This window comes from Lacibacter sp. H375 (assembly GCF_037892425.1).
Taxonomy (GTDB): Bacteria; Bacteroidota; Bacteroidia; order Chitinophagales; family Chitinophagaceae; genus Lacibacter.
Window position 1 is genome coordinate 3,878,603 of the sequence record NZ_JBBKTT010000001.1, and the last position, 12,752, is coordinate 3,891,354.

General features: G+C 39.2%; 8 protein-coding genes. 7 read left to right on the forward strand and 1 reads right to left on the reverse strand.

What is annotated here, in order from left to right:
* The first annotated feature begins 1 nt into the window (after position 1).
* Genes WG954_RS16540 through WG954_RS16550 form a run of 3 tightly spaced genes read left to right on the forward strand, consistent with a single transcriptional unit; the run spans position 2 to position 3,962 of the window.
* Complete coding sequence (locus tag WG954_RS16540) at positions 2-1,033, forward strand: 6-bladed beta-propeller (protein WP_340437843.1); 1,032 nt, start codon at positions 2-4, stop codon at positions 1,031-1,033.
* Positions 1,030-1,815, forward strand: coding sequence for a chitobiase/beta-hexosaminidase C-terminal domain-containing protein (locus tag WG954_RS16545; protein ID WP_340437844.1), 786 nt, complete (start codon positions 1,030-1,032; stop codon positions 1,813-1,815). Before WG954_RS16540 ends, WG954_RS16545 begins: the two co-directional genes overlap by 4 nt.
* A gap of 2 nt (positions 1,816-1,817) precedes the next feature.
* Positions 1,818-3,962 carry an FN3 associated domain-containing protein gene (locus WG954_RS16550; RefSeq protein ID WP_340437845.1) on the forward strand — a complete coding sequence of 715 codons (2,145 nt, stop codon included), beginning with the start codon at positions 1,818-1,820 and terminating at the stop codon, positions 3,960-3,962.
* 11 nt (positions 3,963-3,973) lie between these two features.
* Here the strand turns inward: WG954_RS16550 and WG954_RS16555 are convergent, their stop codons facing one another.
* Positions 3,974-4,852 (reverse strand): AraC family transcriptional regulator, encoded by an 879-nt coding sequence (locus tag WG954_RS16555; protein ID WP_340437846.1) that lies wholly within the window; start codon positions 4,850-4,852, stop codon positions 3,974-3,976.
* A 215-nt stretch (positions 4,853-5,067) separates the two neighbouring features.
* Between WG954_RS16555 and WG954_RS16560 the strand changes: the two genes are divergently transcribed.
* Genes WG954_RS16560 through WG954_RS16575 form a run of 4 tightly spaced genes read left to right on the forward strand, consistent with a single transcriptional unit; the run spans position 5,068 to position 12,708 of the window.
* A complete protein-coding gene (locus WG954_RS16560; RefSeq protein ID WP_340437847.1) occupies positions 5,068-8,256 on the forward strand; it encodes a SusC/RagA family TonB-linked outer membrane protein in 3,189 nt (1,062 codons plus the stop codon).
* A gap of 10 nt (positions 8,257-8,266) precedes the next feature.
* On the forward strand, positions 8,267-9,952 hold the full coding sequence (locus WG954_RS16565) for a RagB/SusD family nutrient uptake outer membrane protein (protein WP_340437848.1): 1,686 nt from the start codon (positions 8,267-8,269) through the stop codon (positions 9,950-9,952).
* A 39-nt stretch (positions 9,953-9,991) separates the two neighbouring features.
* Positions 9,992-11,131, forward strand: a complete 1,140-nt coding sequence (locus WG954_RS16570) for a glycan-binding surface protein (protein ID WP_340437849.1) — start codon at positions 9,992-9,994, stop codon at positions 11,129-11,131.
* Between the two features lie 29 nt (positions 11,132-11,160).
* Positions 11,161-12,708 (forward strand): IPT/TIG domain-containing protein, encoded by a 1,548-nt coding sequence (locus WG954_RS16575; RefSeq protein WP_340437850.1) that lies wholly within the window; start codon positions 11,161-11,163, stop codon positions 12,706-12,708.
* Positions 12,709-12,752 lie beyond the last annotated feature (44 nt).

A 12,752-nucleotide genomic window follows, 5' to 3' on the forward strand; every position in this document is an offset into this window, starting at 1 on the left:
TTTGAATCGCCGCACATTCATAAAAAAATCGTCACTGGCAACAGCTGCATTGTATGCAACACCGTTGTTGTATGGCTCTGAAAAGAATGAACTTATTCTTGGGCATAACAACAAACGTTACCGCATTAATACACAATGGAGCCAGGTAGATTTTGCAAGAAACCCTGTAAAAGACTGTCATGAAATGGTGCAGGATAAATTGGGTCGCATTATCCTGCTCACCAATGAAACAAAAAACAATGTCATCATTTATGATAAAAGCGGAAGATTGATCTCAACCTGGGGAAATGAATATCCCGGTGCTCATGGTCTTACGTTGTTTAATGAAAATGGAGCTGATGCATTATTCATTTGCGATAACAACCGTCACCAGGTAATTAAAACCACGGTTGATGGTAAAGTATTAATGACATTGGATTATCCAAAGGAGACAGGCGTGTATTCAAAGGCAGATGAATATATTCCAACTGAAACAGCTATTGCAGCTAACGGCGATATTTATGTAGCTGATGGTTATGGAAAAGACTTTATTATTCAATACGATTACAATGGCAATTATATCCGTCATTTCGGTGGGAGAGGAAATGAGGAAAAACATTTATTGAATGCTCATGGCATTTGTGTTGATTACAGGAACAAGAATAATCCATGTCTTATCGTTACTTCACGGCAACAGAATGCATTTAAGCGATATACATTGAATGGGAATTACATTGATACCATTCCATTGCCCGCCGCATGGGTTTGCCGGCCGGTGATTAAAGGCGATTATTTGTATGCTGCTGTTTTGCAAACAGACGCAAGACAGGGCGACAAGTCGGGTTTTGTAACTATACTCGATAAGAATTTTAAAGTGATCTCAAATCTCGGTGGTAGTGAGCCTGTTTATACAAGCAATAAGCCGAATGAACTGTACCAAACGATCAAAGTTTTTCAATACCCACATGATGTTTGTATTGATGATGAAGAAAACCTGTATGTAGCACAATGGAACAGCGGGCAGGTATATCCTTATAAACTACAGCCCTTATGAAAAGAGTAATGTTCATTTCTTTCCTTCTTATTACTCAATTCAGTTTTGCTCAACAGTTATTTCAACTGGCGCCACCGCTGTTGAAATATAAATCTGTCTTTTTTTATGATAAGGCTATACTTGAAATAAAGTTTGAACAGCCTGGTGCGGAAATTCGTTACACCATTAATGGCAATGAACCAACAGCAAACGATCTGCTTTATACAAAGCCCATTGTAATTGCAGGTAAAAGAACGAGTATAAAAGCGAAGGCGATGGGAACTGATTTTCTTCCATCCGAAACAGTAAGTGTAGAGTTTATAAAGACAGGCAAAGCTATTCAGCAAATCAACTTTACTGCACCTCATCCGAAATATACAACTACCAATAAGAATATCCTGAATGATCAAATGGGCGGGAATACAAATTTCAGTTCAGGTGCATGGCTTGGGTTTGATAGCGGAACAGTTGAAATTGATATTGTATTAAAGAAAAAAGAAACGATCAATGCTGTATTGGTCGATCTTTTACAAAACGAGAGCAGTTGGATCTTTTTACCTGAACAGATTCTGTTGTATTATTATGATGAGGCGCAAAAAAGTTATCTGCCGGTAGGCAAAGAAACTTTTTTCAGTAAAGGACCATCGTCAAAACAATGTGATGCCCATGAAATTAATCCAAATCGAAAGGTCAAAACAAATAAGCTGAAGTTGGTATTATATCCATTAAAGAAAATACCTGCCTGGCATCCGGGTAAAGACAATCACGCCTGGTTATTCATTGATGAAATACAAGTATATTAAACATGCTACGTTTTAAAAATAGTTTACTCAACCTTTCTCTTTTACTGAATTGCCTGTTACTGTTCCTGTTATTTTTTGAAAGCAGGATATCAGTTCCGCTATGGTTACAGGTGGTGGGGCGTACGCACCCTCTGGTTTTGCATTTTCCTGTTGTATTAGTGGTTATGTATGCTTTGCTTGTGCTGTTATTTCATGTACAGAAAACAAAGGATAATCATAATCTGTATATCGCTGATCTTATTTTGCATTTCGCTGCTTTCAGTTCTGCTATCACAGCATTGGCAGGATTCTTTTTAGCAAGAGAAGAAGGATATGATGCTGATGCTTTGCAGTGGCACAAATGGAGTGGGGTAGCAATTTCACTTTTTATGTTGTTGTGGTGTTATTTTAAAAAACCATTACAAGCGAGAAAGATTACAGCTTTCGCTACATCCATTGCAGCAATTGTACTGATCGTAATTGCAGGTCATCAAGGAGCAGGAATAACACATGGGCAGAATTTTGTACTTGCACCGATCACACCTGAGAAAAAACAAGTTGTGGTATCTGCAGAAGAAGCAGAACTGTATACACACCTTGTAAGGCCGATCCTTGAAGCCAAATGCATTTCCTGTCATAGCAGTAAAAAAGCAAAAGGTGAACTGGTAATGGAAACGGAAGAACTTTTATTGAAAGGAGGGAAGAATGGTGTGTTGTGGGATAGCACTTCTGCCGATCTGGGTCTGTTATTGCGAAGGATTCATTTGCCGCTTGAAGAAAAAAAACATATGCCGCCGCAAGGCAAACCACAATTAACAGATGATGAAATAGCCATACTAAGACACTGGATAAAAAAAGGATCAGATTTTAAATTACGTGTAGCTGATTTGCCAACAGATGATTCATTATTTATAGTAGCAAACAGTATACTGACAGCTGCAGAAACAGCAGAATATGATTTTGATGAAGCAGATGCTTCTGTTGTTAAAAAACTCAATACGGTTAACCGGGTGGTTACTGCAGAAGCACTTGAATCACCGGCATTGCATGTGAGTTTTTTCAACAGTAAACTTTTTAAAGCAGAACAGCTGGCAGAGTTATCAAAAATAAAAAACCAGATCGTTACACTTGATCTTTCGCAGATGCCGGTGAAAGATGCGGATATGAAGATCATTAGTGGATTTGAAAATCTCAGGAAACTGAATCTTAGTTTTTCTGCTATTACTGGTGCTGGTCTTGCAGAATTAAAACGATTGAAGTTTTTAAGAAGTCTTTCAATATCCGGTACACAGGTGAATGCAGAACAGTTGAAGCAGTTGCAAAGCTTTCGGCAACTTAAAACAGTTTATACATGGAATATGCCTGTGGCTGCAGCTGATATGGAGAAAGTAAAACAACAAATAAAAAATATTCGTTTTGAAACAGGATTTAAAGGCGATACAGTGGTTCTCAAATTATCAGCGCCAATCGTACAGAATGAAGAATCGATCATTACATCACCTGTGCCATTAAAGCTGAAGCATTACATCAATGGAACCACTATCCGTTTTACAACAGACGGGAGCGATCCTGACAGCATTAAATCACCCGTATTTAAACCCGGTGAAATGATCAATGGTAATGTCTTTATAAAAGCAAAGGCCTATAAACCGGGGTGGATCAGCAGTGATATTATGGAAGCAAATTTTTACAGAAGCACGTATAAAGCAGATAGTGTATTGTTTTTGTTGCAACCCGATCCTGCCTATAAAGGAGACGCTAAAATGCTTTTTGATCTGATTAAAGGTGAAACAAATTTTCGTTTAGGAAGCTGGCTCGCATGGAGACAAACAAGAATGGAAGCGCTGTTACTGTTTATCAAACCAACCACAATTAAAAGTATTACACTCAGTACATTGATCGATGTTGGAAGTTATATTATGCCACCATCGAGCATTGAAATTTGGGGTGGAAACGATCCAAAGAAAATGAAACTGCTTGGCACAGTAAAGCCAACGCAACCAACAATGGTTCAACCTTCATCGCTGCGTGGCTTTGAATGTAAATTCGATCCTTCTACTGTAAAATACATAAAAATCGTTGGCAATACTGTAAGTAAACTACCGTCATGGCATCCGGGCAAGGGTGATAAGGGATGGTTATTTGTTGATGAAGTGATGGTTAACTAACGCAATCAATCTTACACAAATATCCTGTTGTGATAATTGTAATTTTCCCTGAACTCTTTTGGTGTACAACTTTTTTTCTTTTTAAAAAGGCGATTGAAATTTGAGATGTTATTAAAGCCGCAGTTGTAAGCAATTTCGGCAATGGAATGAGTGGTGTCGATTAGTTGACGGGATGAATGCCCCAATCTTAACTCAAGTAAACTATCGATAAAAGAAATGCCGGTGCGTTGTTTAAAGAAACGACTGAACGATGCCGGTGTCATGTTCACCAGTTTTGCAACTTCATCGAGCTTTACATTCTTATGAAAATTCTGGTTCATATGCTCCAGCACTTTTTCAATGCGGCGACTGTTGTATGTTAATTCAGCCCCACTGAAAGTGGTGTCAGATAAAGTTCGCATGTTACGTGATACAGAAAGATCATGCAGTATCGATAAAAGTTCAAGTACAGAATCAAAACCTTGTTTTTGACTGAGTATCGTCAATCGTGATTCGATCTGTTTTATGGTTTCTGTTGAAAACAAAATGCCTTTGGCTGAGCGCTCCAGCATCTTCCGTATATAATTCATTTGGTTGCGGCGTAAAAATTTCTCATCAAACAAGTCTTTATGAAACTGTATGGTGATCTCTTTAATTTCTTTGCTTTTGCATTTATGCGTTTCCCATACATGCGGAAGATTTGAACCGACTAATACTAATTCATAATGATCGATCTCTGCAATATGATCGCCAATGATACGCTTGGCGCCTTTTGCATTACTGATAAAATTCAACTCCAGCTCTTCATGACAGTGTAATGGAAAATCGAATTCACTTTTTGTACGGGTGAAAAAAGTAAAGCAATCGCTGCTGGTAAGTGGGGTTATTTCCCTCATGATATCCTTGTGCATGAACAATCGTTTGATGTAAAGTTAGCAATAGCATGGTAAAAAAGTATAATTACCGGCGCAGGATGATACAGCTCATGAATACGGAAATTACTCTGAAATCAATGGTTTCAATGGTTTCTGTAATAAGCTTGCGTTATAAAATACAATTTTTGGGTATAATAGTATTAGTATTTGATTAAATGTAAAGGTTACATTTGAACAAATATTCTTGCTATATGAGAAAATCTCAATCTTCATTGAGAAACACAATGGTCATTGTGTTTCTTCTATTCTCTATCGTCAATTTTGCACAGACCAGAATTGTAACCGGAGTTGTTTCAGACAAAGCTGGTTCGCCCATTGGAAGCGCTACAGTAAGTGTAAAAGGACAACGTACTGCCACTGTCACCGATGCAAATGGCGCATTTAAAATTGCGGTTCCATCTCCAAACTCGGTGTTAGTTGTATCATACGTTGGAGCACAATCCGTAGAAGTTTCAACAACCGGCAAAGCAACGCTTCTTATAACAATTGATGTTACTGAAGCAAAGATGAGTGAAGTTGTTGTGGTTGGTTATGGTAAAGCAAGACGTTCGAATCTTACCAGTGCCCAAACTACTGTTTCGGCAAAAGACATTGAACGAACAGTGAACACAACAATTGAGCAGGCTATTCAAGGCAGGGCAGCAGGTGTATATGTTACACAAAACTCGGGACAGCCGGGTGGAGGAATTTCAGTTAATATTCGTGGCGTAAGTTCACTTGGTCGCACACAACCATTATATGTAGTGGATGGAGTGCAAATACAGGCAAACGAAGATGTATCTTATGGTTCATCAAGCTCTTCAAACCCATTAGCAGGTATTAATCCCAATGATATTGAAGATATTCAGATTCTTCAAGGGCCATCAGCCACCGCCATTTACGGTTCACGTGCAAGCAATGGTGTGATCATGGTTACTACAAAACGGGGTAAGGCAGGTGATTTTAAAATTAACTATACATATCAATACAATCTTCAGACTCCTCCTGATGAACTGGAAGTAATGAACCTGAGCCAGTATGCACAAATGGTAAAAGAATACCATGCAATTGCAGGTGGAACAACTCCGGGAGAATTTTTAGATCCTTCACTTTTAGGTGAAGGAACAAACTGGCAGCGTGAATTATTTAATAACGCTGCTATGAGTAAACATCAATTGAGTTTAAGCGGCGGTAACAGCAATACTACCTATTACCTCTCTGGTGAATACTTGAAGCAACAAGGTGTGGCTTTAGGTTCTGGATTTAATCGCTATGGGTTCAGACTAAATATGGATAACAAACCGAGAGACTGGATAACAATTGGTACAAACCTCAGTTTCAATCAGACCAATGAAAATCTCACAGCAACAAACTATGGTGATGCACAAAGTCCGCTCATTTCAAATGCACTCCGTTTAACACCACAGATACCTGTTAAAAACCTGAATGGTTCATGGGGAGGAAGTGATCCGGTTAACGGTGCCAACCAATATGCACCGGTAAATCCAGTTGCACTTGCAAGCCTCATTACCAACAATAACATGAAACGGCAATTCCTTGGTGGCTTAAATATTGGTATTACTTTAATGAAAGGGTTGGTATTCAGAACTTCAATCAATGGTAGCGCCGGAAACGGTCTCTCTACGTATTATACACCAACTTACAGTATTGATCAATGGCGTACTAACTTACTTGCTTCATTACAATCCGGCACCTACTCAAGCTGGTATTGGAACTGGAACCAGATGCTTGAATATACAAAGCAGATCAATAAACACAGTTTTACTGTAATGGCAACACATGAAGCGCAGGAATCACAATGGAAAGCTTTATCAGCCGGAAGAACGGGTTTTCTTACAAATGATATTTATGATGTAAATGCAGGAAACCCTACTTCAGCAACAAACGAAGGAGGAACATATCCTTGGTCAATGGAATCATTCCTTGGAAGAATTAATTATAATTATGGTAACCGTTATCTCTTAACGGGTACATTCAGGAGAGATGGCTCACCTTATTTTGGAGCAGATAACAGGTGGGGGAATTTCCCTTCAGTTTCTGCAGCGTGGAGAGTTTCACAGGAAGATTTCTTCAAAATTCCTTTCGTAAGCGAATTGAAACTAAGATATGAAACCGGGCTCACCGGAAACCAGGGAACCGGTTCAGGTATTTATGCTCCGTTAAACACTGGTGCTACACCTTGGGGTACAGGTTTGCTGCCAGCATCATTTACCAACCCCAAACTGCAATGGGAACAAACATTAACACACAACGTTGGTTTAAACATTGGTTTACTTAATAACCGAATTACATTTGAGGGAGACTACTATGTAAAGAATACTGATAACCTGATTCTGCAAGCAAGTTTACCTTGGTACATGGGAACAAACGGAAGTCCCGGTTCAGTGGGTGCGCCTTTAGTGAATGCGGGATCTCTGAAAACAAAAGGTTGGAATTTCTCAATCGTAAGCACAAATATTCAGAATAAAAATTTCCGGTGGGAAACAAACCTCAACCTCTCACATTTCAGATCAACCATTGAATCGTTAAACTCAGAAAATGCATTTATTGACAGAACATCATGGTGGATGAATAACTGGACGCAACGTGCTTCTATTGGACAACAGCCATGGTTATTCAGAGGATATATTGAAGAAGGAATATTTTCATCAATAGACGAAATTAATAATAGTGCTGTACCTGTTGATAACAGCGGAAACAGAAGACCAACCGATCCGCAAACAGGCATATGGGTAGGTGATGTAAAATACAAAGACATTAACAGCGACGGGAAGATTGACGTTAATGATATGACGAATATCGGTAACCCATGGCCAAAGCTAACTGCAGGCTTAACCAACTCGTTTTCATACAAAGGATTCGACCTGAGTGTTTTGATTATAGGCACATTCGGTAATGATATCTACAATTACATAGCATCTGAAGCAAGCAATCCAAACAACATCAATCTTAGCCGGAATTTATTGACGGCATCAATGGGATATGCCAAGATCAGTACAGATGCAAACGGTAAACCATATTTGACGAATGCCGGAACACGCATTCCCCGCATGTCAAACAACTCTGTAGCTAACGATAACAACTTCGGAAAAATTACCACCAGGTTTGTTGAAGATGGTTCCTACGTGAGATTAAAGAATGTTACGCTTTCTTACAATGTACCTTTCAAATATTTAAATTATGCCAAAGTGATTAAAGGATTAAGGGCAACAATAGGAGCTCAAAATCTTATTACACTCACAAAGTACAAAGGATATGATCCTGAAGTAGGAGCATATGTTGGTACAGGATCGAGTTCATCGAACCAGGCAATAGGAATTGACTTTGGTCGCTATCCATTAACCCGCATGTACACTGCAACAATTAGTGTTGACTTCTAAACTTATTCATATGAAAAAAATAATTTGCTTAAAATATTTAGTGGGTTTGCTTATTGCTGTTGCAGCATTTTCAGGATGTAAAAAAGCGTTCCTGGAAAAACCACCACTGAGCTCCATTACGGATGCCAACTTTTATAAAACCGATGAACAGGTATTGGCCGGTACAGCTTTGCTTTACAGTACTGTATGGTTTGACTATAATGACAAAGCGATGTACAACCTTGGTGATTTCAGAGGAGGTACTGCATTTTCAGCATGGAACGATAGAGGGAATGTATTATTTAACACAACAGGAGATAACGGCGAGAACGGTGCATCATGGCGTGCTTTCTTCAACGTCGTTGGTCAGTCGAATCTTTTCCTATACAATATCAATCGGTATGGCGGACCCAATGTTTCTGCAACTGTAAGAAAAACAGCTATTGCAGAAGCAAGATTTATGCGTGCACTAGCTTACCGTTTTCTCGTGATGAACTGGGGCCCTGTTCCGATTATTGAAAACAACTTCGATAAATTGTTTGATACATCTATCAGCAGAAATACAGTGCCAAGTGTATGGCGTTTCATTACAAGGGAAATGCGTGCAGCAGCAGAAGATTTACCAGTAACAGCAACGCAGGAAGGAAGACTTACAAAATGGTCTGCCGAAGGAATGCTTGCCCGTTTTTATCTTACAAGAGCAGGAGTTGAAGCAACAGGCGGCACAAGAAATCAACAGTTTTTAGATAGTGCCAAATACTATGCATCAAGAGTGATCAATAACAGCGGAAAGAAATTGCTTTCGAATTACTATGATCTGTTTAAACATCCTTATGATAATAATGCGGAAGGTCTATTTGAACTGCAATGGGTTTTTGCAGGCGCAAATGTTTGGGGTATTTCTAATAGTATGCCTGAATATCTTGCTTACAGTCCTGATATTGCATTTGGCGGATGGGGTGGAGATAAAAGTGCTACGTGGTGGCTTATAAAGCAATACGACGGCATTTCAGAACAACCTGATGGTACTTTAAAAGGCCGCACATTGGATACCCGTTTACACGCAACATTTATGCTTCCGGGTGCTTACTATCCTGAGATCACTAAAGTTTCCGACAAAACAAAACTGATCTATCCATTTACAGGTACAGATCAAAACTTCCTGGCTGTAAAAAAATATATTATTGGCTCTCCGGTTGATTTGGCCGGTATTGCATCTCAGCAACGTTATCCGAATAATACGTATATGATGCGGTTGGCAGAAATGTATTTGATCTATGCTGAAGCAACCATTGGTAATAGTTCTTCAACCAGTGATGCAACTGCGGTTGAATACTTTAATAAGGTTCATACAAGAGCAGGCTTACCTGCCTATGTAGTAGGAGGAGTAAACGGAAGCGGGCCACTTACACTTGATGCAATTTTTTCTGAACGCTTTAAAGAGTTTGCAATGGAAGGAATGGCATGGTACGATCTTGTAACACTCCATTATTATAATCCTGCTAAAGCATTCGCTATTTTGAATTCGCAGGACAGGGGCTTGTTCTTCACAAGACCAGATCAAATGCCGAATCCAACACAATGGACGTTTACAAAAACATCCTGGTTTTCGGAACGAATGATTTCTGCTAATGAGGGTAATTTCCGTTTACCCATTCCAAATTCTGAAATCGGCAATGCGCCAAATCTTCAGAAGCCACCAGTAGATTATCCATAATTGCAGCTAACAAGATTGCTAAATAAAAAAGATATTAAAATGAAACATTTAAATAAGAACATACTCTTTTTTCTGATAGCCATTGCTTTTGCCGGAATGTTTTATTCCTGCACAAAAGAAAAAACCGGCGAGCCGAAAGTAAAGTATGTGCGAATAACAAGCCCCGAATCGTCCGACTCGCTATTAGTTGGTGCAGGCCAGGGAAGGCTGATCGCTATCATTGGCGAAAACTTAGGTGGTGCTGTTGAAATCTGGTTTAACGATCAGCAGGCAAGGCTCACGCCAACATATATTACAAACACAACAATATTGGTATCAGTACCAAATCCAATTCCAAAACAGATCACGAATAAACTGAAAATTATTTTCAATGATGGCTTTATTCTGTATCATGATTTTGAAGTGCAGATCAGTAAACCAACTGTAAGCAGCATGGTTAGCGAGTTTGTAAACACCGGGAGCGTTGCAACAATTAAAGGCGACTTTTTTTATACACCATTAACAGTAACATTTGCTGGTGGCGTTACAGGAACACTGGTATCTGTTACAGATCAGCTTATACAGGTTGAAGTTCCTGCAGGAGCACAACCAGGACAGATAACCGTTAAAACAAATTTTGGTGAAACCAAATCAGACTTTTGGTTTAGAGACAGCAGAGGTCATTTTATTGACAGTGATCCTTATGAAGGTTGGTGGAATGCAAGTTATGTTATTAGTAATCCAGGTCCGGGCGATCCTCCATCAATCAGCGGTAATTACATTCGGTTTAAAAAACAAATCGGTTCATGGAGCTGGAATGAATTAGCCGGAGGCCCGGCTTCAGCAATGCCTGTTCATAGCAAGAATATTCCTGATGCTGCTATTTTAAAACCCGAAGATTATTATTTGAAGTTTGAAGTAAACACCATCAAACCTTATAACGGAAATGTTGTAAAAATTAATGTTGCGCTGAGTGCAGAAGATAACAACGGCTACAAATGGATTCCACCTTATGATACAAAAGGTCAATGGCATACGGTGGTTATTCCATTAACAGAAGTATTTGCGCAGTATACACCAAAGCCAGTAGTTAATCCGGCAGGCTATTGGTCCCGGATACTTATGGGGCATGGTGAAGGAAGCCTGGATGCAGATATTGCATTTGATAACTTCAGGGTAGTACCAAAAGTTATTAAATAAACATTACCTAATACCTACAACTCAAAACGATGAATAAACTATTTAATTTACGGATGCTTTCATTTGTTTGCTTTGTTGCATTCATTGGCATTGCAACGTCCTGCAAAAAAAATGACGCAAAGTCGGGTAATGTGGAACTGCTGAGTTTTGGACCAACAGGTGCAAAGCATGGTGATACCTTACTTTTTATCGGTAAAAATCTTACTAAAGTAACTGCTATTCAGTTTACAGGCGATGCCGCAAAAATAGATCAGAAAAGTTTTGTATCGCAATCCGAAGAAGTGATCAAGCTGAAAGTTCCTACATCTGCAGAAAAGGGTTTTGTTACATTGAAAACACCAGAAGGTGATATTGTTTCGAAAACAATTTTTAATCTGAATGTATTAACCAGCGTAACTACTATTACGGCCCAGGCCCGACCCGGAGAGAATATTACCATTACAGGTAATTATCTCAACTGGGTAACAAGGATCACGTTTGCACGGGACAAACTGGTTACAAACTTTGTAAGTAAATCAATCAATCAGATTGTGGTAACAGTACCTGCTGATGCTGAAACAGGACCTTTGATTCTTTCTTATGGAGGAACTGATTCAGCCGAAGTGCAAACAGCAGATACGTTGAAAGTTACTTTGCCTGTTACAACAGGCTTTGGTCCAAACCCAATCAAACATCAAACAAACCTTACAATAACAGGAACAAACCTTGACCTTGCTAAGAAAATAATATTTGCAGGAGTTACAACACCCGTTACAACTTTTGTAAGTCAGTCTGCCACGCAGATTGTAGTGAAAGTACCTGCCGGAACACAAACTGGAAAAGTAACATTGGTTGCGGCCTCTGGCGTTACTTCTGTATCAACAATGGATCTGCAGGTAGTGTTACCAGCAATTACAAATATTGGCCCCAATCCAATACTTCCCTTAGATAATCTCACTATCACCGGAACAAATCTTGATCTGGTTACAGGTGTTTCCTTTACAGGAATTGTTAACCCGGTTACAACTTTTGTAAGCCAGTCGGCTACGCAACTTGTAGTAAAAGTTCCCGATGGTACATTAAAAGGAAAAATAACATTGTCTGTTTTAAATTCTTCATTAACTGTTGTATCAAGCCAGGTGCTGGATTTAATTGGCGGTCTTCCTCCATTGGCTGATTTTCCATACCCGATTTATACGGATGCATTGCAAAATGGATATCAGAATTGGTCGTGGGCTGCGAACGATTTCAATAGTACAGCAATTGTTCGTCAGGGTACAACATCAATTAAAGCCACGTATGGTGCTGGTGGCTATGAAGGAATTACTTTTCATGCAGGTGCTCCAACTGCAACTGCAGGATATACAAAATTTGAATTCTCTGTGTTTGGCGAAGCTGGTACAGGAGGTAAAACATTGAATGTTGTTGTAAATGGAAATTGGGGCTCTCCGGCAACAGTTACAGTTTTAGCGGGAGAGTGGTCAACGTTTAGTATAAATCTTTCTGCAATTGGTGCTACAACAACGTTGAGTGAAGTTGTTCTTCAATCTGCGGGGTGGAGTGGAGTAATTCATATTGATCACGTTGGATTGAGATAAGAACAATATCAATAAAATGACGCATAAATAATTATCCACTTCCC

What these genes read in the sequence shown, in the direction of transcription:
- WG954_RS16545 (WP_340437844.1), top strand. Translation starts at nt 1,030, where the DNA reads ATGAAAAGAGTAATGTTCATTTCTTTCCTTCTTATTACTCAATTCAGT.
- WG954_RS16550 (WP_340437845.1), top strand. Translation starts at nt 1,818, where the DNA reads ATGCTACGTTTTAAAAATAGTTTACTCAACCTTTCTCTTTTACTGAAT.
- WG954_RS16555 (WP_340437846.1), bottom strand. Translation starts at nt 4,852, where the DNA reads ATGCACAAGGATATCATGAGGGAAATAACCCCACTTACCAGCAGCGAT.
- WG954_RS16560 (WP_340437847.1), top strand. Translation starts at nt 5,068, where the DNA reads ATGAGAAAATCTCAATCTTCATTGAGAAACACAATGGTCATTGTGTTT.
- WG954_RS16565 (WP_340437848.1), top strand. Translation starts at nt 8,267, where the DNA reads ATGAAAAAAATAATTTGCTTAAAATATTTAGTGGGTTTGCTTATTGCT.
- WG954_RS16570 (WP_340437849.1), top strand. Translation starts at nt 9,992, where the DNA reads ATGAAACATTTAAATAAGAACATACTCTTTTTTCTGATAGCCATTGCT.
- WG954_RS16575 (WP_340437850.1), top strand. Translation starts at nt 11,161, where the DNA reads ATGAATAAACTATTTAATTTACGGATGCTTTCATTTGTTTGCTTTGTT.